The 19,413-nt window shown below is 50.3% G+C and carries 17 protein-coding genes and 1 pseudogene; 4 read left to right on the plus strand and 14 right to left on the minus strand.

Annotation, left to right across the window (positions count from 1 at the left end; translation table 11 throughout):
• Positions 1 to 51: 51 nt before the first annotated feature.
• Together pyrE and kapB are read right to left on the minus strand one after the other, a co-directional pair.
• Positions 52 to 618, minus strand: coding sequence for an orotate phosphoribosyltransferase (gene pyrE, locus AC506A_RS12615; protein WP_495461344.1), 567 nt, complete (start codon positions 616 to 618; stop codon positions 52 to 54).
• A gap of 108 nt (positions 619 to 726) precedes the next feature.
• Positions 727 to 1,119 (minus strand): sporulation phosphorelay system protein KapB, encoded by a 393-nt coding sequence (gene kapB, locus AC506A_RS12620; RefSeq protein WP_495461345.1) that lies wholly within the window; start codon positions 1,117 to 1,119, stop codon positions 727 to 729.
• Between the two features lie 185 nt (positions 1,120 to 1,304).
• On the opposite strand from kapB, the gene AC506A_RS12625 reads away from it, so the two are divergent.
• Both AC506A_RS12625 and AC506A_RS12630 read left to right on the plus strand, forming a co-directional pair.
• Complete coding sequence (locus AC506A_RS12625; protein WP_495461346.1) at positions 1,305 to 2,420, plus strand: MGDG synthase family glycosyltransferase; 1,116 nt, start codon at positions 1,305 to 1,307, stop codon at positions 2,418 to 2,420.
• Positions 2,421 to 2,559: 139 nt separating this feature from the next.
• Entirely contained in the window at positions 2,560 to 4,146 is a 1,587-nt protein-coding gene (locus AC506A_RS12630; protein ID WP_495461347.1) for a stalk domain-containing protein, read from the plus strand.
• A 166-nt stretch (positions 4,147 to 4,312) separates the two neighbouring features.
• Here AC506A_RS12630 and AC506A_RS12635 read toward each other — a convergent pair whose 3' ends face one another.
• The 6 genes from AC506A_RS12635 to AC506A_RS12660 all read right to left on the minus strand — a co-directional run bounded on the left by AC506A_RS12635 (position 4,313) and on the right by AC506A_RS12660 (position 10,039).
• Positions 4,313 to 5,296 (minus strand): C40 family peptidase, encoded by a 984-nt coding sequence (locus AC506A_RS12635; protein WP_495461348.1) that lies wholly within the window; start codon positions 5,294 to 5,296, stop codon positions 4,313 to 4,315.
• A gap of 329 nt (positions 5,297 to 5,625) precedes the next feature.
• Complete coding sequence (locus AC506A_RS12640) at positions 5,626 to 5,862, minus strand: KTSC domain-containing protein (protein ID WP_495461349.1); 237 nt, start codon at positions 5,860 to 5,862, stop codon at positions 5,626 to 5,628.
• 101 nt (positions 5,863 to 5,963) lie between these two features.
• Positions 5,964 to 6,545 (minus strand): class I SAM-dependent methyltransferase, encoded by a 582-nt coding sequence (locus AC506A_RS12645; RefSeq protein ID WP_495461350.1) that lies wholly within the window; start codon positions 6,543 to 6,545, stop codon positions 5,964 to 5,966.
• A 139-nt stretch (positions 6,546 to 6,684) separates the two neighbouring features.
• Positions 6,685 to 7,167 (minus strand): double zinc ribbon domain-containing protein, encoded by a 483-nt coding sequence (locus AC506A_RS12650; RefSeq protein WP_495461351.1) that lies wholly within the window; start codon positions 7,165 to 7,167, stop codon positions 6,685 to 6,687.
• 241 nt (positions 7,168 to 7,408) lie between these two features.
• Positions 7,409 to 9,031 (minus strand): ABC-F family ATP-binding cassette domain-containing protein, encoded by a 1,623-nt coding sequence (locus tag AC506A_RS12655; protein WP_495461352.1) that lies wholly within the window; start codon positions 9,029 to 9,031, stop codon positions 7,409 to 7,411.
• Between the two features lie 72 nt (positions 9,032 to 9,103).
• Positions 9,104 to 10,039 (minus strand): MBL fold metallo-hydrolase, encoded by a 936-nt coding sequence (locus AC506A_RS12660; protein ID WP_495461353.1) that lies wholly within the window; start codon positions 10,037 to 10,039, stop codon positions 9,104 to 9,106.
• 186 nt (positions 10,040 to 10,225) lie between these two features.
• On the opposite strand from AC506A_RS12660, the gene AC506A_RS12665 reads away from it, so the two are divergent.
• Positions 10,226 to 11,407, plus strand: coding sequence for a conserved virulence factor C family protein (locus AC506A_RS12665; protein WP_495461354.1), 1,182 nt, complete (start codon positions 10,226 to 10,228; stop codon positions 11,405 to 11,407).
• Between the two features lie 494 nt (positions 11,408 to 11,901).
• A pseudogene (locus AC506A_RS12670) lies at positions 11,902 to 12,037 on the plus strand (IS5/IS1182 family transposase); the annotation flags it as partial.
• A 29-nt stretch (positions 12,038 to 12,066) separates the two neighbouring features.
• Here the strand turns inward: AC506A_RS12670 and AC506A_RS12675 are convergent.
• From AC506A_RS12675 to AC506A_RS12700, 6 genes are all read right to left on the minus strand, one after another.
• The gene (locus AC506A_RS12675; RefSeq protein ID WP_495461355.1) at positions 12,067 to 12,849 is read right to left on the minus strand and encodes a transglutaminase domain-containing protein; all 783 of its coding nucleotides are present in this window, start codon (positions 12,847 to 12,849) and stop codon (positions 12,067 to 12,069) included.
• Between the two features lie 116 nt (positions 12,850 to 12,965).
• Positions 12,966 to 14,972, minus strand: coding sequence for an alpha-galactosidase (locus AC506A_RS12680; RefSeq protein WP_495461356.1), 2,007 nt, complete (start codon positions 14,970 to 14,972; stop codon positions 12,966 to 12,968).
• 111 nt (positions 14,973 to 15,083) lie between these two features.
• Positions 15,084 to 16,379, minus strand: coding sequence for an ABC transporter substrate-binding protein (locus AC506A_RS12685; protein ID WP_495461357.1), 1,296 nt, complete (start codon positions 16,377 to 16,379; stop codon positions 15,084 to 15,086).
• A gap of 36 nt (positions 16,380 to 16,415) precedes the next feature.
• Positions 16,416 to 17,300: a carbohydrate ABC transporter permease gene (locus tag AC506A_RS12690; RefSeq protein ID WP_495461358.1), complete on the minus strand. Its 885-nt coding sequence runs from the start codon at positions 17,298 to 17,300 to the stop codon at positions 16,416 to 16,418.
• Positions 17,301 to 18,215 (minus strand): carbohydrate ABC transporter permease, encoded by a 915-nt coding sequence (locus AC506A_RS12695; protein ID WP_495461359.1) that lies wholly within the window; start codon positions 18,213 to 18,215, stop codon positions 17,301 to 17,303. It lies immediately after the preceding gene.
• A gap of 122 nt (positions 18,216 to 18,337) precedes the next feature.
• On the minus strand, positions 18,338 to 19,354 hold the full coding sequence (locus tag AC506A_RS12700; protein ID WP_495461360.1) for a LacI family DNA-binding transcriptional regulator: 1,017 nt from the start codon (positions 19,352 to 19,354) through the stop codon (positions 18,338 to 18,340).
• Positions 19,355 to 19,413: the final 59 nt, after the last annotated feature.

Here is a 19,413-nt window from a genome sequence, read left to right on the forward strand (position 1 = left end):
CAATATGGTCAATCAGTCATATTTGCGAAACAAACTATGTGGAGGTAGGACTCAATCACTCCAACCCTCACCCGAAACCGCAACATCGTCCTTACTGCCAGCAGCCTCAAGTTCCTCGATCGTAAACAAAGCATGGAGCTTCAGTCCCGCTTCCTCCAGCTTCTTGCGACCATCCGGGTGCCGTTCGATGACACAAACGACGTCCTCAACAATCGCGCCGGCTGCGCGCAGTTCTGCAACACTAAGAAGAATTTGCCCGCCGGTCGTGACGACATCTTCCACTATGCACACGTTCTGGCCGCGCACTTCGGCGCCTTCGGCAAGCTTGCATGTCCCATAGTTCTTCGCCTGCTTCCGCACGAAAGCCGCAGGGATGTTCGTTTCCAGCGACAGTGCTGTGGCAACCGGAATACCGCCCATCTCGAGTCCGGCAAGGACGTCAATCCCAACCGGTATGCATAAGGCCAGCTCGCAGGCTATCGCGCCAAGCAAACGAGGGTTCGCTTCAAATAAATACTTGTCAAAATACGTCTCCGAAACTTGACCGGATCGCAGCGTAAAACTTCCCGACAAATGTGAGCTGCTGTAAATCCCCTTCGCCAATTCGTTCCTATTCATAACGCGTCCCCCTCCAGCGAACCTGAGTCATATACCAATCAGCTGCTTTGTTGTGCTCTGTTTCCACTACTCTCCCAACCGCTGTCCCGCTGTCTATTCGTTCACAATTTAGTTGTACTCTTTCTCCAACTGTCTCAGCTGCTCAAGACCGCGCTCCGCCCAACGCTTCAAACGGTCAATTGCCTCGATCTCTGCGGCAATCGCACGTGTAAGGGACTCTTTGTAGGAAGGCACTTCTCCGAGAAATGGTCCGCTGATATCGCCATAGGGTACGTTCGTTTTCTCCGTGTAGCTCAGTGCTCTGCGCTCGTGAAACATAGGCACATCGGGATTGTATGGATTATGCAAATCGCCTTGTTCCGGGTGTTTCAGTACCGCAAGCACTTTAATCAATGCACGCGGCCCGCCTGTTTCCATTACTTCCCCTGCATAATCGCCTGATTTATAGGTAAACGTTACGATAGAGCCTTGTTCCGGGATAAACTTTTGTTTTTGCTGCATTTTACAACCACTCCATTCTCGTCCGTATTCGCTTCTTTCGCGAACCGCCTAATTTTTAGCATAAAATAAGGATGCAATCATACGCAAGTCTTAATTCCAATCTTGTGCTTCAACGGGGAAACAGCGTAATATTAGAAAGAGAGTTCTTATGGATTCCTGAACCGGTAGAAGAAGCAGGTGAGAATGTGCGAAAAAAAAGAGTATTGCTCCTTTCCGAAGGGTTCGGTTCCGGGCATACCCAGGCAGCTTACGCGCTTGCGGTAGGTCTTCGTTCACTTGATTCTACAATTCAGACTCGTGTCATAGAGCTGGGCAATTTTCTTAACCCGGTCATCGGTCCGCTGATTGTATCCGCTTATCGCAGAACAGTGACTAAACAGCCGAAACTGCTCGGAAAGCTATACCGCAGACAATATAAAAAATCACTTAACCGATTCGCGCAATTGGCGCTGCATCGTCTATTCTATACACATACCTCGCAGGTCATCGCCCAATTAAAACCGGATTTGATCGTATGCACGCACCCTGTTCCTAACGCAGTCGTTTCGCGGCTGAAGAGGCTTGGGCTGCAAGTTCCTCTTTATACGCTCATTACCGATTATGACGCGCATGGCACTTGGACAAGCTCAGAGGTGACCAAATATTTAGTGTCTACCAATGAGGTGAAAACCAAGCTGACCGACCGCGGCATCTCGCCGGGTCGAGTCGAGGTTACCGGGATTCCGGTACATCCGAACTTCTGGCAAACGCATGACAAATCGGAGCTGCAGGCGCAGTTTGATTTGAAACCTTTGCCAACCGTCCTTATTATGGGCGGTGGTTGGGGGATTATGTACAGCGATGATCTGCTCAGCTACATGACCCGCTGGCGTGATCGGATTCAACTGATTTACTGCGTAGGCAACAACGAGAAGGTACGCGAGCGGATGCTAGCCGATCCGAGCTTCCAGCATCCGAACATTAAGGTGCTTGGATTTACCAAAGAAATCAATAAACTGATGGACGTCTCCGACCTGCTGATTACGAAACCCGGCGGCATGACCTGTACAGAAGGCTTGAGCAAAAGCATCCCGATGCTATTCTACGAACCAATTCCGGGACAAGAAGAAGTGAACTGCGAATACTTCGTCGCGAGCGGTTTTGGCGAGATGCTGATCTCCTCTGAAACGATCGATAAATGGTTCGCCCTTATTCAAGAGCCTTATACCTCCGGACAGCACCGGCTTGATCTCATAAACAAACGCAACCAACAATATAATCCTATGGAATGCTCCCGCGCCGTCCTGCAGTTTCTGCAGTGACGGTTTTTCTTTTTCGCAAAACAATTGGAAGAAAAAGGCTGTTCTATCAAACATGGCTCTTGTAAAATTATCCCTAGTCATGATGACGCATACCGTTTAAATCAAACTGGGACTTGAGTCTCGCAAGAAGGAGATTGCCATGAAGAAATTTGCAGCAGCGTTAGCTATCCTTGCCATGCTTGGATTAAGCCCGCACCTCCCGCTACATGCAGAAGGAAACGAAGGATACACGGGGGAGTTCTATCGCTCGAGCGTAGGCGGATTCTCGCCATCCGGGTATGAAAAAACGACGACGACACCGCTGATCAGCTGGCCGATGCATCCTGCCGAAGGGCAGGAACTCATCTCGTACGAGCTCTACCTCGACGACAAGCTCATACCCGCCGATTATGACAAAAACAACGGTAAGATTACCTATCAGGTCACAAGTCCGCTCAGCGTCGAATTTCATAAACTGAAAGGCGTTGCGAACTTCACCGACGGCACGATGAAGTTCGACGGGGGATTCTGGATTACGACCAACGCTGTGTCGCATGATCAGCTGCGCAAGGCGGAAGAGAAGAAGAATCTAGCGTATGTGATCACCAAGGAGCATAAGGAATATCTCGCCTATTTCAATCGCATTCGAAAAGCATTCAATCTCCCGCCAGTGGAATTGCTGCCCTCCGTCATGCGTGCCGCGGAAGCACACGTACGTTATTTGACCCAAAACAGCAACTGGTGGGAAGCTGACTCGCCTCATAAGGAACTCTCGAAAAGCATCGGCTTTACAGGCGAGAATCCCACTGAACGCATCCAGGCCAGGCTGGGAGATTACTCACTCGAAAGTAGCTTTGAAAGTCATGGCGTTTACACAAGCGAAGGCATCGTAATCAACGAGAGTGATCCCTTCCTCGGCACTATGAGCCTCATGAGCGTCCCTCGACACAGGCTAAGCATCATTGACCCGAATCTGAAGTATGTCGGCTTTGCATCCAGAAATGATCTTGTCATCGACTACTTATACGTTTATAACGCTGCGCTGAAGGATCCGGTTGTTTATCCGCAGAACGGAAGCAGCAATAACGATATCGATTTCGTGTCCGGGGAAGAGTTACCCGATCCGCTTGCGGAATTCGGTGTGAGTAAATCAGGAACACCTATCAGCTTTACGGCCAACGACGCGGAGATCAAAGACGTCAAGCTGACGAATTCGGCCGGCAAATCGCTCCCTTACTTCCGGTCGGGAGAAGTGATTTTCCCGAAACAAGCACTCGCGTTCGACGATCTGTATACGGTATCCGTCAATTACGTCCAGGACGGTGCAACGCGTAATATGACCTGGAGCTTCGACACGTACAACACGTACGATGATTACAAGCTCGGCGTTAATTTCCGTAAAGGGAACAAACATTTTTTGCATGTGGATTACTTGAATTACTACAACGACAATGATAAGCAAGTTCGCGTTTCCGCGTCGTGGTTGTTCAATTTGCGCCAGTTTAAGGTAACAAACAATCCGAAGACCAAAACGCTCGTTGCCTCTCAGCCGGGAAGGACGGTGCAGGTGACAATGGGCAGCAAGACCGCTTATATCAACGGCAAGAAGATCGCTCTCTCGAAAGCGCCAACCGCAAGCCCGATCGATAAAAACAAGCTTTACATGCTGACCGTCAAAGACATGGAACTGCTCCTTGGCCAGAAACTGACTTGGGACAGCACGCGCCGTATCTTGGATGTCCTATAAGCAACAAACAAGCCCCTGTTCCTTTACTGGAACGGGGGCTTCTCATTTTCTCGCAAAAGGCGGCAGCCATTTTTGCAAATGACTGCCGCCCATATCTTCACGTCAACGTTCTATTGAAGAACAATTGACATTATCAGTATGACCAAATTGTACGAATATCATTCAATTACAACACGCTTCCGCCAAACAAGAAACGGTTCTCCCACTGTCCGCCTGCGATGTCGCTTGTGCGAACGCCGCCGGATTCTGTGGAATAGGTATGCAAGATTTGGCCGTTACCTAGGTAGATGCCTACGTGTGTAATGGTTTCGGTCGCTTTGTTGACGCCTGCATAGTTGGAAGCCTTCGAGCCTTTGTATGCCATGAAGAACATCAGGTCGCCGCGTTTCAGTGAACGCCAATCTGTCTTCGTAGCGCCTTTCGCTTTCACATAGTCGCCTTGCTTGCGCGAATCAGCCGGGAGCGTCAAGCTTGCTCCTTCGCGGAATGCAGTGCGCACGAAGTCGGAGCAATCGAAGGTTGTTGTCGTGTCGCGATCGGAGCCGAACTCATACGGTGTACCCCAATATTTCATACCTGCCGCAATGGTTTTCTCGATTAATTGTGCGCCACTTGGTGTAGTTGAGCCGCCGCCTGTATCAGGCTTCGTGCCGCTTGGCAGTGAGAAGCTTGCGCCAGTCGATATGTATTGGCTGCTTGTGCTGACATAACCCTTGACCCCATTCGAATCCGTAACGGCAAACCATGCACTGTTCGGCTGACCTGTTATCAGGACCGACTCGCCCTTGCTCAGATAGCGTAAACGTGTGCCTTCTGTGGAAGCAGATTTGCGGAACGAAACGGATGAAACGATCGATGCGTTATAGATGATTTCAATATATTTATCGGAAGAAGAGACATAAGCGATCGTGCCGAAAACGTCTTGTACTTTGTACCAACTTGCGTTCGTTTTCTCCAAGATGACAACGTTATCGCCCGCCTTCAAGTATTTGTAGACGGTTGAAGATGTAGACGGTGCGCTGCGGAAACTTACACTGGATTGAATTTCGCCGACGACAGGTGCAGGAGCCGATGAGGCGCCCATCACTGCTGGCATGACGAGCAAAGCAGTTAGAATCAGAACAAGCAGTGATGCTGTAAACTTTTTCATTTTGATCCTCCTTGTGTTGGTCGTGCTGTAGTAGGCGTTTTGCCCTAATTCCAATTGTACGGCTCTGCGTATGATGCATATATCGTCCACATGTCTCATTTGTCATCCTGCTTACTAGTCGAATAGCCCTATCTTAGAAACTGTACACGCAAAAAAGACATCCCTTCACAGAGATGTCATCGCGCGGACCCCCGCACATTTCCTATGCGAACACTTCCTTTCACGACGAAGTGCTTCGGTCCTATATGAATGCCTAAAGTACTAGTTTCTTCTGCGCCTTCCTCAATCTTGTAAATAATACCAATGGGCTTTTCCGATGAAGTTTGTCGCTAACTCTTTTCCAATTCCGGGAAAAAGGGAGAAAGCTCCGATTCGCTCTGGCTTTTCTTCATAATCAACATGAGGGTGTCATAACGGTTAGGAGAATCGATGACCGACTGGTATTCAAGCTTCCCGATCGACGAGAAAATGGCCACATCCCCTGTATGATAATACAGATACAAAGAAGCCTCGTCCTCATTATACGAACAGAATGCGATTTGTTTGGATTCCACGGGCACGAGCATAGCCAACGCCTCCCAAGTGTAGGATATCGCAAGGACATTACTATATATATCCAAATAGTAACCATAACAGCACTATTATGAATCGATATCGTTGCAAAATATTAGTTATCCAAATACTTAATGGCCAGCAGCGCATCAATAGGCGTATGCTCCAAGCCAAACGCGTGAACAAATGCAGGATTGCGCTGGTCGTGCATCCCTTTCATGATCGTTACCTCATAGCCCAGCTGCTCCAGTTCCGCCGGCTCCCAGCCGCTGCGATGCGTTTGGAACTGCTCGCCGTTCAGCCCAAAGTGATCCACATACTGCTGCGGAAAGAAGCCTCGCGGCGTATAGATGATAACATGGTGCTTGGCAATCATCTCCGCCTTCTGCAGGAGCAAATGGGCATCATGCTTCGTGAAATGCTCAATCGAATCGATGAACGACACCGCTGAGAACGACTTTGGCACAAACAGCTTGTTCATCTCCCTCGCATCGGCATTTACGGGGATGATATGACTGGCATTCGTCGCCCGGTTAATCAAATAAGGCCGATGAATCTCAAGCGCGACAATGTGTTGATATGGAAAAGTGTCCAGCAGGACACAAGGCCCACTCCCGATATCGAGCAAGCTTTCCCTATTTGTAAGTTTCTGATGAAGCATAGCGTTGAAATCTCGGTCCGTTGTTTCGTATGCCACTTCTACTACCTCCTTCGCCTGACGCTCTCCTGTTAGTTTATGAGCATGTCCCTGCAACGTAACGGCACCTGTACATAAAAAAAGCAGTCCCTCTACACCGATAGGCGCATAGGGACTGCTCTCATTACATGATCTGCTGTTAGTATCCGGAACCTGAGGCGGATAAGCCGGAGCCGCAGGACACGCAAAATTTCGCGTTCAATTCGTTCTCGGTTTTGCAAGTGTTGCAAATGACGACAATTTCACCGACAGTCGTTTCATTCTTCGGTTCATCGCCCAGAGAAGAGCCGCAATCCGGGCAGAACTTCGTATCCAGCGCAACTACTTTACCGCAGCTGCATGTCTTCTCGAAACGAATCATCTTAATTCGCTCTTCAAGCTGGCCGATTTCCACATGCAGTTCATCCACCTGCGTGCAGCAGCCTGATACTTCATGCTCAGCGGAAGCCATGTCATGCGCTTGATGCGCACGGTAAACCGCTGCTCCGATGGTTGCAAATACTTTATCGATTTCTCTCTCCTTACCGGAGATCTGTGCTTTCAATTTCGTGATTTCAACCGTTTGCTGTGCTTTCTTCGCCGCTTCCGATGCACCTTGTTTTACTTTATCGAAAAAGGACATAAACTATCGACTCCTTCAACTATTCATCTACTATTGTCATTTTAACATAAACCGCCCTGACAGGTCATGCACATCCTAAGACCTAATAAACGACATAACACTACACAGGCTATTGCTATAGTTTATGTACTGGGCAGGTGTGGAAGAACAACAAATAACGCTTTACACAGCAAAAAAGGACCGCCGAGTCATCACTCGGACAGTCCTTTCGCTATACTGCCAAACATTTTTAAGATAATGCTTATTCCGCTGGGTACATACGCTCACGAATCGCTTTAATTTCAGCGCTTTCGAGATAATCATCGTATGTCATCATACGATCGATAACCCCGTTAGGCGTAATTTCAATGATACGGTTAGCAATCGTTTGAACGAACTGATGGTCATGCGAAGTGAAGATCAGCGTGCCATCGAAATCGATCAAGCCGTTGTTAAGCGCCGTAATGGATTCAAGATCCAAATGGTTCGTCGGTTCGTCCATAAGCAGAACGTTCGAGCTGGACAGCATCATTTTGGACAACATACAGCGAACTTTCTCGCCTCCGGAGAGTACACTTGCTTTCTTGAGCGCCTCATCACCGGAGAAGAGCATACGACCAAGGAAGCCACGAATGAAGCTCTCATCCTGATCCTTCGAATACTGGCGAAGCCAGTCGACAAGGTTCATCTCTACACCGTCGAAATATGCCGAGTTTTCTTTAGGGAAATACGCTTGCGTCGTTGTAATCCCCCATTGGAACGTACCTGCATCCGGCTCCAACTCGCCTGTAAGCAATTGGAACAGGATGGATTTCGGCAACGTGTTCGGTCCAACAAGTGCGATTTTGTCGCCTTTGTTAACCGTGATCGTCAGGTTGTCGATCAGATTCACGCCGTCAACGGTCTTCGTCAAACCTTCAGTCAGCAGCAATTGTTTGCCTGCCTCACGCTCCGGCTTGAAGTTGATAAACGGATATTTACGGCTCGATGGACGAATGTCATCAAGCGAAATTTTATCAAGCAATTTCTTACGGGAAGTCGCTTGCTTGGATTTGGATTTGTTCGCACTGAAACGTTGAATGAACGCTTGCAGCTCCTTGACTTTGTCTTCCTTCTTCTTGTTGTTGTCGCGCATGAGCGTCAACGCCAATTGGCTGGACTCGTACCAGAAGTCGTAGTTACCGACATACATCTGGATCTTACCGAAATCGATATCCGCAATGTGCGTACACACTTGGTTCAAGAAGTGACGGTCATGGGATACTACGATGACAGTGCCTTCGTAGCGGGAGAGGAAATCCTCAAGCCAACCGATGGATTGCATGTCAAGATGGTTGGTAGGCTCATCGAGCAGTAGAATGTTCGGTTCACCGAACAATGCTTGTGCCAAGAGTACACGAACTTTCTCGTTACCGGATAGCTCCGCCATTTTCTTGTCATGCAGATCCGGCGTAATGCCAAGGCCGTTCAGCATGCCTGCTGCTTCGGACTCCGCTTCCCAACCGTTCATGTCTGCGAATTCCGCTTCCAATTCGCCTGCACGCATGCCGTCTTCATCCGTGAATTCCGCTTTCGCGTAAATCGCGTCTTTCTCTTTCATCACTTCATATAGCTTCTTGTGCCCCATAATAACCGTTTCGAGTACGAGGAAATCATCGTATTCATAATGGTTCTGTTTCAGGACCGCATAGCGTTCACCTGGTGTAATATGAACCTCGCCGCTTGTTTGTTCTACTTCGCCGGAAAGAATCTTCAGAAACGTCGATTTGCCTGCGCCGTTTGCACCAATCAAGCCGTAGCAGTTGCCAGGCGTAAATTTAATATTTACATCTTCAAATAGCGCACGCTTACCGAAACGAAGCGTTATGCCGCTTGTACTAATCATTTTAAACAATCCCGTCCTTCACTAAATGTTCTACTCATCACACCATTATAGCATAAAAACGCATATGATTGCCTACTTGTAATCATTTAATCGAACAGTTTCTCCATGCGGAAGGATCATCACGGTTCCCCTTGCCAGCGTGAGCCGCTTGCTCTCCGCTTCCAATCGGTCCAGCGCTTCGCGCGGCGTGTCATCGGCTAGTTTATAGGAACCGTAGTGCATCGGCACAAACCGCTTAGCGCGCACATCAAGGAAGGCTTGCAGTGCTTCTTCCGGTGTCACATGCTGCTGTCCCATGAACCATTCAGGCTCATAAGCTCCGATCGGCATAAGTGCAATATCGATATCGAAACGGTTGCCGATTTCCTTGAATCCATCGAAATAACCACTGTCCCCGGCAAAATATACTGTTGGTGCCAATTCCGATTCTATGATGAATCCGCCCCAGTGCGACGTGTTCGTGTCCGTCAAGGTACGGCGTGTCCAGTGCTGTGCAGGTACAAAAGTAAACGTGATGCCGCTGATTGTAGCCGATTGCCACCACTCCAGCTCGATGATGGAGGAGAAGCCTTTGCGGCGCAATTTAGCAGCAAGTCCGACAGGCACGATCATCGTTTTACTGCCTTTGAGCTGTTCGAGTGATTTCATATGAAGATGATCATAATGAGAATGAGAAATCAAGACGACATCGATTGGCGGAACGTCTTGAACCGCAAGTCCCGGTGGAGACAGACGACGTTGCAGCGCAAGCTTCTCGGCCCAAATCGGATCCGTAATAATATTAAGTCCGGCATGCTGGATGAGAAATGTAGAGTGACCGATCCAAGTCAACGATGGCTCGGCCGAATTGGAATGCAAATAAATCAAGTCCGGGTCCGCAGTCGGAACCGAATAAGAGTAGTCTTTAAGCTTCATCTTGCCCGCACGTTCTCGACGCCATTGTCTGACTTCCTTGAAGGTTTTGGGCATGGCCTCCGGATTTAAGTTTTCAAAGCGCATGGTGCTCACGTCTCCCGTCGTGTTGTCTGTTTCGTCTCTCTATCGGCTGCATGATACAACCATTCTCTATTTCAAAGATACCAAGCTTAAATCGATTAAGCAAACGGCGTTCAACGTCGTGAATGTCAATTGTGGTTACCCTGCCAAATGGTTTACAATATAGTCTAACGATGAACGGGAATGGGGGAAAACCACATGAAATTACTTGGTATTGAACCGACGCCAAGTCCAAATACAATGAAATTGAATGTGAATGAGAAGCTTCCTGCCGGACAGCGTTTCAGCCTGGCATTAGGTGATGCCGACAGCGCGGCTGAACCGCTGCGCAGTTTGCTTCGCATCGACGGCGTGCGCGGCTTGTTCCGCACGACTGATTTTATCGCGCTCGACCGGAAGCCGGGGGCTGACTGGGAGCGGATTCTGGCCGAAGCGCGGCGCATCTTGCAGAGCGGCGATGAGGCCGGCTCAACCGAAGGCTCTGGCGGCGGCACGGGCGCAGCTGTGCCCGGCGCAGAGAGCTTCGGCGAGGCGCACGCGTTCGTGCAGCTGTATCGGGGCATCCCGATGCAGGTGCGCGTGCGCACGCCAGGCGGCGAAGCGCGTGCGGCGCTGCCCGCGCAGTTCACGGAGGCGGTGACGCGCGCAGCCGCCTCTTCGATGATCCGCGAGCGAATGCTGGAGGAGCTCGGGGTCCGCTATGGCGAGCCCGATGAGATTGCAGCGGAGCTCGTGAGGGAACTTGAAGCCGCTTATCCGCAGGAGCGGCTGGAGGCACTTATCGCGGCAGCGATCGCGCTCGGCGCGGCCAGCGGCGATGCTCCCGCGGCGCCGGCGGCGCGGCCTGCGCCGCTCACGGCAGAGCAGCTCGCCGAGCGGCTCGCATCGCCGGAGTGGAGCGTGCGCTACGAGGCGCTCTCGCGCACGGCGCCGGAGCCGGCGATGCTCCCGTTGCTCGCCAAAGCCATCACCGACGACAACGTCTCCATCCGGAGACTGGCCGTCGTCTATCTCGGCGAGCTGCGCCTGCCGGAGGCAATGCCGCTCTTGATCGCGGCATTGCGCGATGCATCCGCGTCCGTGCGGCGCACCGCCGGCGACACCTTGTCCGATCTAGGCGACACCGCCGCGATCCCAGCCATGATTGAAGCGCTGCGCGACCGCAACAAGCTCGTCCGTTGGCGGGCCGCCCGCTTCCTCTACGAGGTCGGCGACGACTCCGCGGCAGACGCGCTGCAAGCGGCCGCGGCTGACCCGGAATTCGAGGTCAGCCTGCAGGCGCGCATCGCCCTGGAACGGATCGAGCGCGGCGAGGAAGCTGCCGGTTCCGTCTGGCAGCAGATGACGGCGCAGCGAAACAACAAACCGAACAACGAATAACCATAAAGGGCTTCCCGAAGCGATCCGTTTAACGGTGCGCTTCGGGAAGCCCTTCTGACTGCCGTCGATAAACTCTCGACGGCATTTTATCTATATAAATGAACACATTACAACTCGCCTCCCACTCCTCTTCTAGCATTCCTCTTCTTGCATTGCATTTGTCTTCTCGCACCTTCTCTTCTCGCATTCCTCTTCTCGCTCCACATCACCCACTTCTCGCATACCGCTATAATCTAACGAATCGTAGAGGTCTTATTAGGCCGAATTTAGGGGCTTTGAGAATCTAACGAATCGTAGAGGCCTTATTCGGGAAAATTCGGCCCCCAACTACGCCAAAACCGTCAAATAGTGCCCCTACGATTCGTTAGAATTTTTCCGGTGCCATTACTGGGCAAATAAGCCCCGTACGGTTCGTTAGCGCATTCCGCACTTTCATGTTGCAGACTCCACAAGGTCGAAAAACAAAAAACGCATACTCACTAGATATGCATGGAAGTTTCGCGGATGCCAAAGAGCTCCACGGACTTCGCTATTGCCGGTTTCGTGGAAAGAAAACAGTGTTGGAGTATACAACGATGACTGCGGTCTAAAAAACATAAAAAGATCGCTAACCACCTGTCCAAGCAGGCAGGTTTTCATTGTCCCTATTCATTCACTTACTATCGCGTCAACGGATACACTTTATCCCAACTGTGATCCTGTCTCATGAATCGATCGTTCTTCAAGAAATACGTATGACTGACTTTACCCGGCCGATCCGGAAGCGGATCATCCCAAGTTACATCCATATGATGCCAGCCGTCATTCAGGCGCACCAAATTCCAAACATGACTGCCATCATTGACCTTGCCTTCTACAATTCTCGACTCCACACCTGCACGCGACAGCATCCGGTAGGCAAGCAGTGAGTAGCCTTGACAGACGGCTGTCCCGTTTTCAAGCGCATCGATCGCCGTATATCGCTGCAGCGTTGTATCGTAAGCCACATGTTTCACGATCCAATCGTGAATATAAGTCACCTTCTCGAGTGGATCCATTTTATCCGAGGCAACAACAGGAAAGGCTTGATCAATGAGTTGATCCACGCGGCTCGTTTGCTCCGCTGTTTCACGGTACGTAATGGTCAGCTTAATCTTGGCGGACGTGCCCCATGTACGAATCGTATAGAGATAGGAATCTACAATATAGGCAATATAATCATTAGCGGCAAAGGTTTCTCGGAGAAGAGCCGGAAATTGCTTGGACAGTTCCGTGCGATCCCCGTTGTAGGAAATCGAAATTTCCGGTTTCTGCATAAGCAGCTGCTGCATGATCTCGGCTTTAAGCTCGTGCAATGTTGAACTATTCGACGCCACTTGGGCATTACTCTCTCGAAAATCCGAACCAAGTCCCACGAATAGAATCAAAGAGACGAGGGCCAATCTTATCATGAATCGGTACATGCCTGTTTGACTCCCTTCTACCTGACTCTTGCCTTCCATGTATAGCCATTATAGCAACTGGAATGGATGGAATAAAGCAAAAGAGGAAAATATGGGAAATCAGTAGGAATCCGATATTACAACGTTGTATGCCTTTTAAGGGTTATCAATGCAGACTCTTCGATCTCAAGTCCGCTGAAATGAACCCCCTCCGCCATCAACTGCTCCCCTGTTCGCACAACCGGCTCCACTTGATCATCGCCTGATTGCCAGGTGAGCCGATACGACGCGGCGGCATCCAGACCCTGCATGCGAATCGAACGAGACGCTTCCGCACCCGGCAGACGGAATACGAACAGCAAATGTTCCTCGCCGCCTTGCTGGCTGTATTGATAAGCAGACCAGCAATCGCCTAGGCCGCCTCTCACCGGCTGCCCAGTCAACCGGTACAAATCAGCTGAGCGGACAAAAGGCTTCACCGTCTGTTGATACACCTCAATGTGGTTTGCAAGCCGTTCACGCATCCACTCCGGCATCTGCGGAAGCTTCTGCGAAATGCCGAAGCCGCGAAGCATGGCAACTCTCGTGTAGTAGTCGAATTGATGAGGCTTCAAATCCGGTGAATTCGGATGAAATTGCTGCTTCTCATAATTCCACAGAAACTCGGAATAGCTCCAGTGCAAGCAGACATCCGCCGCCAGCATTGTGGTTGCTCCCCAGAAGACTTGCAGACTATGCTCCGGCCAATCCGGGTCACTTAGGAAGGTCGTATGGGTATGTCGCATCATCCCGAGGTCAATACGTAGTCCGCCGGAAGAGCAGTTTTCCAAAATCACTTCCGGATGTTTGGCCCGAATGCGATCCAGCATGCAATAGTAGCCGTTATAGTGCTCGAATAGCCCATCTCCGGCGCCGTGTCCATGGTCGGTACAATTACAGCCTGCCTGCGGATCCAAATTAAAGTCCAATTTGACCCACTGGCAGTTATAGCCGTCGATCAACCCATCCAACGTGTTGAACGCCCACTCCTGCACCTCGGGATTGCCAAAACAAAGATAACCTAGCTGCTCCCCATCTCGGCGCGCCGGAAAGGATGGATGGCGCTGCGACAGTTTTGCGGATTTCCCCAGCGCTTCAATCTCGCACCACAATCCAAACTTCATGCCAAGGCTATGTACGTAATCCGAGAGTGCACGAATGCCGCTTGGAAAGCGCGTTGTATTGACCATTTCCCAATCGCCGCGGTTCTCAAACCATTCTGAAGCTGCTTCAGACGGACCAAACCAACCGGCATCCAGCGTACAAATCTCAATGCCGAGCTTCGCCGCTTCCGCCGCGTTCGCACGAAATACATCCTCGTTAATGGTCTTATCCTCGTAGCTCCACCAATGATTCCACTCTGCCGGAAGCGAACGGGAGAACTCATTGCTCACATACCAATGCTTGCGCCCCACGCGAGCAAACTGGATCGACGTACTATTAAGATCACCGCCGCTGCCTGCCGCAATGGCGACATGAATGCCCTCCATGGATTGCCCCGGTTGCAGCACCTTGGCGAACTCCCAATCATTCAGCCCACCGCTCACATCGAAAAGCTTGCTGCTGGCGCCTTCTTCACTCGCTCCGCCTCGTTCACAGCGCAAAATCCAGTTGCCGGACCACATCGGCGATACCGTTAACAGGTCGCCTTCGCTCCCAATGAGACTCATCCAAGGATGCATGTCCTTCGACGAACGTCCTTGCCTTGTTTGCAGGATAACGTCCTCATCTGCCAACTGAAGTCGAACCGGTTCAAACTCCGCTCCCCATTCACTCTTGTAGTGCATCAGGGTCCACGAATCCTCGGGAAGCTTCAACCGGAAGGAGTCCACACGTTCAATCGTCACCGCATCCGTTCCTTCATTGCGGATCGATACCCACCGCTCAACGAGCGATGTACCCTCATAAGCTATTACATGACTCTCCATAATCAGATCAAGCGAGCCGTAACGGTAAATGGCAGCATTATGAAGCGCACCGTCCTCGGCAGCTCTCTCCTCTATCCCTTCTAAAATAAGCCCGTCCGTCTGACCGTCAATCCTCAGCCCATTTACAACGATCGCAAAATCCGTCCCAGCAATTACTTGCGCTAATCTATTCAACATTTACACGCTCCTATTTATAGCATTGCACCAATTGCACCTACCGCTTCAACCGCAGGCAAAAGGCCGCACTTTAAAGTAGAAATTCTACTTTAAAGCACAGCCTCCTCTTATCTATTTCTTCGAAATAATTTCATTGACTTGCTCATCCATTTTCTTCAGCGCATCATCGACTGTAATTTTGTTCGCAAAAATTTGATCGACCAGCGGAGTGATTGCTTTGTCCTGTGCTTCACGCCATCTGAGGTGATAGATATCGCCGATGTTGCCGTATTTCATCCAGTCGAAACGAGCGGTTTGGTAGCCTTCCGGCGCCCATGCCGGTGTTTCGACCTTCGACAGAGCTGTTTTGTTAATCGGAATCCACGATTGCTGCTTCGCCAGCGTATCTTGGTTCTCCGTCATTGTCCATTTAATGAATTCCCACGCTTGATCCGGATGCTTCGACTTCTCTGTCATGGCATAACCGCCCATCCAGTAAGGAACGACACGTTTGTCTTCCCACTTCGGCATTGGCGCCATATCCCAGTGCAGATCCTTCTTCTCTTTGAGCGAGCCTAGATCCCAGTCGCCGCCAACATACATCGCGATTTTGCCTGTCATGAAGTCGCCGCCAAGTGCGCTCGATTGTGCCGCATCCGGCGCAACATGATGCTTGTAGATCAGATCCTGCAAGTATTGCAGCGCATTCTTCGTCTCCGGCGTATTAAACGTCAGCTTCTCCGGATCGTGAATGTTCGGTGCCAGTGCCCCGCCTTGCTCTTGGCTTAGCGCCATCCAACCCCACCATGCGCCGAGGGACATACTCGTGCCGAACTGCACCGTTTTGTCGCCTTCTTTGACAGTCAGCTTCTGGGCTGCCGCGAGGTAATCGTCCCAATTCCAGTTCTCGTTCGGGTATGCGACATTCGCTTTATCGAACATGTCTTTGTTATAGTACATCACGAGCGTTTGATAGTTTTCCGGTGCAACATACATGTTGCTGCCATCAAATTTGAAAGGCTCGAATAGTTTCTCGTCGTAGTCGGCCATTTTCAGATCGCGGTCGAAGTAAGGTTGAAGATTTTTCATAAGTCCTTTTTTGTACCAAGCATATGCAGGCACATCCCAGTAGAACAAGTCTACAGGCGAGTTCGAAGCAAGAGACAGCTCAATTTTCTTGAATGTTTCGTCCCATGGCAGGAGCGTCATTTTCACTTGAATATTCGGGTGCGTATCATTAAAGCGTTTCACTTTATCTTTCTCTTCTTCATCTAAAGCGGGGCCGTTCGACCAACGGATGAAATTCAGTTCTACCTTCTCATCCTTGCTGCCTGTGTTGCCGTTGTCATTCCCGCCGCAGCCATACAAGACCGTCGACAATGCCATGACGAGCGTCATAACTAGAGCCAGCTTACGTTTGCGAAACATACAGATCCCTCTTTTCTCTGTTTTACGTTATGGTTGTCAACCTTTAACGCCGGTAAATACCATTCCCTTGACGAAAATCTTCTGGCAAAGGAAGTACAGAATGACGCATGGAGCGATCGCATAAAGCGATGCCGCCATCAGGAGATGTAGATCGGGTGCGCTTCTTGCCGAACCTTGGAAGTAGGACAGACCAAGCGCCAGTGTGCGCTTATTCTCATCCGTCAAATAAATGAGCGGGCCCATAAAATCATTCCATGTCCCCATGAACGTGAACACGCCTACAGTAACGAGAACAGGCTTGCTGAGCGGAACCATGATTCGCGCCCATATGCCATACGTGCTGCATCCGTCGATCCGGGCCGAATCTTCGAGCTCGTAGGGGATGCCCAAGAAGAACTGGCGCATCATGAAGATGAAGAAGGCGCTTCCAAACCAAGCAGGAATGATAAGCGGCAGGAATGTATCCACCCAGCCCAGCTTGTTGAAGAACAGATAAATCGGCACCATCGTTACCGCGCTCGGCAGCATCATGGTTGCCAGCAGCACGAGGAAGATGAAATTGCGTCCAGGTGCATTCAGCCGCGAGAATCCATATGCAGCGAAGGAGCACGAGAATAACGTTCCAATCATAACGAATACGACAATAATGACCGAGTTCTGCGTATATAAGCCAAACGGAAATGTCGTAAATGCTTCCACGAAGTTATGCCATTGCATCGGCTGCGGGATCCACTGCGGCGGGAAGATATATACATCCGCTTTGAGCTTCAATGAAGTAGACAGCATCCACGCGAATGGAATGAGAATGACGATAGAGCCAATGCAGAGCAGCAGATAGCTGAATATTTTGGACATCAGCTCTGACTGACTGCGGGAGAGCTTTCTACGGACAGGCGCATCGTTTTGTGTGATCGTGTTCATTTATTTTCCCGACCTCCTGTTCCCTTCGTAGAAGACCCACATCGGCGATGACTTGAAGATGATTAACGTAAACGCCAGAATGATCAGGAAGAGCACCCAAGCCAGCGCAGACGCATACCCCATTTGTAAGTAGTCAAACGCATTGCGGTATAAGTACAGCACGCTGAACAGTGTAGCGTTGTTCGGCCCGCCTGCCGTCATGATGAAGCCTTCCGTAAATACTTGAAGCGCTCCGATGATGCCGGTAATCAGATTGAAGAAAATAACCGGTGAAAGCATTGGGAGTGTAATATGCCGGAATTGCTTGCGTTTGTTCGCTCCGTCGATTTCCGCTGCTTCATACAGGTCCGTTGGAATGCCTTGCAGACCGGCCAGATAGACCAGCATGCTTCCGCCAACACCCCATAGTCCCATAATAATGATCGGCGGCAATGCCCACTGTTCATCGATAAACCATTTGGGTCCCTCGAAACCGATCAGGCTGATAGCCCAGTTAATTAACCCGAAATCCGGATTGAAAATCCACTTCCACAGCAGCGCTACCGCTACCCCTGACATGACTGCAGGTAAGTAAAAGATCGTTCGGAAGAAAAAGATCCCCTTAATGTTCTTATTAAGCAGCAGTGCCAGCGCTAAGGATACGACCAACCCGAGCGGTACGCTCACAACGGAGTAGATCATCGTTACCTTGAGCGATTGCCAGAACAGCGAATCCTTGAACAATTCGATATAATTGTCCAGCCCCACCCATTTTGGCTTACTCAGAATATCGTAGTCCGTAAAGCTGAAATAAGCAGAAGCCGCAATTGGTCCCAGCATGAAGAATAACAGGCCGAGTATCGCAGGACTCATAAACACGTAACCATCGAGCGCTTCGCGCCTGGACCTGGTCCACCACTTTTTCTTCGTATTCATACTCGTCGTTCACCTCCAAGATCGTTGGATTTAAACTGATTTGCGGTTGTCCGAAACGTTTCGGGAACCCTCCTGAAAAAGAGCGCTGCTGCTCTCCTCAATCGCTCCCTTGCATTAGCTTCCTAAGGTATCGCTCTCGTGCTCTCGCGGATAATTAATTCATTTTGCAATTCAATTTTACGATCGATCTGCCGGTTTTCCATCATATCAATTACGAGCTGCGCAGCCTGATAGCCCATTTCATATTTATCCTGCCGGATCGTTGTCAGCTTCGGCGAGCAATATGCGGCTACAGGGATGTCGTCATAACCGACGATGGACAGCGTTTGTGGTACCTGTCGCTTCAGTTTCTCCATCGCACGGAGAGCGCCGAGCACCATAAGGTCGCTCGCCGAGAATACTGCCGTAACATCGGGATGATTGAGTAAGATGCGATACATCGCCTCGCATCCGCCGTCTTCTGAGAAGTTGCCGTCGAAGACTAAATCCGGATCGTAGGGGATTCCGGCTTTCTCCAGCGATTGCTTGTAGCCCTGCAGCCTTCTGATACTGACCGCTGCTTCGTTATGACCGTTGATCATGGCGATCTTGCGGTGCCCCAGCTCAAGTAAGTGATTGACCGCGAGCATTGCGCCGTACACATTGTCAGTCGTGACATGGCCTGCGTTCTTGCTTTCTACCGGAATGTCGATCAGCACACATGGGAAATCGGCCTTGCGCACTATTTCCTCCAGGTACGGATCATTCACTCGTAAGCCGAACACAATCGCGCCGTCTACGCCCCGCTCCTTGCACAGATCCGAATACGACTTCTTCAGCTGTTTCTTGGAGCTCGTGCTGAATAGCAAAATATCATAATCGAGCATCGTCGAGCGGTCATTGATGCCGCACAATATCTCATATGCGAGCGCATCCTTAACGCCTTCCCGGTTAATGTCGGAGATAATGACGCCGATCGTTCTTGATTTCTTCATCACAAGACTTCTGGCAGCAGCGCTGGGACGATAGTTCAAATCTTCGGCAGCCTGCTTAATTTTCTTACGAGTTTCCTCATTGACGTCGCTGTATCCGTTAAGTGCTCTTGATACAGTCGTAACCGACAATCCGGTTGCTTTAGCCAGGTCTTTAATGGTGGTCACAACTTGCACATCCTCTATTCGAAACGTTTCGGATTGATTATGGACTCAGTATAGGCCAA

The sequence above is a fragment of the Paenibacillus sp. N22P23 genome (assembly GCF_059383735.1).

What these genes read in the sequence shown, in the direction of transcription:
- AC506A_RS12690 (WP_495461358.1), bottom strand. Translation starts at nt 17,300, where the DNA reads ATGAACACGATCACACAAAACGATGCGCCTGTCCGTAGAAAGCTCTCC.
- kapB (WP_495461345.1), bottom strand. Translation starts at nt 1,119, where the DNA reads ATGCAGCAAAAACAAAAGTTTATCCCGGAACAAGGCTCTATCGTAACG.
- AC506A_RS12680 (WP_495461356.1), bottom strand. Translation starts at nt 14,972, where the DNA reads ATGTTGAATAGATTAGCGCAAGTAATTGCTGGGACGGATTTTGCGATC.
- AC506A_RS12695 (WP_495461359.1), bottom strand. Translation starts at nt 18,215, where the DNA reads ATGAATACGAAGAAAAAGTGGTGGACCAGGTCCAGGCGCGAAGCGCTC.
- AC506A_RS12665 (WP_495461354.1), top strand. Translation starts at nt 10,226, where the DNA reads ATGAAATTACTTGGTATTGAACCGACGCCAAGTCCAAATACAATGAAA.
- pyrE (WP_495461344.1), bottom strand. Translation starts at nt 618, where the DNA reads ATGAATAGGAACGAATTGGCGAAGGGGATTTACAGCAGCTCACATTTG.
- AC506A_RS12675 (WP_495461355.1), bottom strand. Translation starts at nt 12,849, where the DNA reads ATGTACCGATTCATGATAAGATTGGCCCTCGTCTCTTTGATTCTATTC.
- AC506A_RS12630 (WP_495461347.1), top strand. Translation starts at nt 2,560, where the DNA reads ATGAAGAAATTTGCAGCAGCGTTAGCTATCCTTGCCATGCTTGGATTA.
- AC506A_RS12640 (WP_495461349.1), bottom strand. Translation starts at nt 5,862, where the DNA reads ATGCTCGTGCCCGTGGAATCCAAACAAATCGCATTCTGTTCGTATAAT.
- AC506A_RS12650 (WP_495461351.1), bottom strand. Translation starts at nt 7,167, where the DNA reads ATGTCCTTTTTCGATAAAGTAAAACAAGGTGCATCGGAAGCGGCGAAG.
- AC506A_RS12635 (WP_495461348.1), bottom strand. Translation starts at nt 5,296, where the DNA reads ATGAAAAAGTTTACAGCATCACTGCTTGTTCTGATTCTAACTGCTTTG.
- AC506A_RS12655 (WP_495461352.1), bottom strand. Translation starts at nt 9,031, where the DNA reads ATGATTAGTACAAGCGGCATAACGCTTCGTTTCGGTAAGCGTGCGCTA.
- AC506A_RS12685 (WP_495461357.1), bottom strand. Translation starts at nt 16,379, where the DNA reads ATGTTTCGCAAACGTAAGCTGGCTCTAGTTATGACGCTCGTCATGGCA.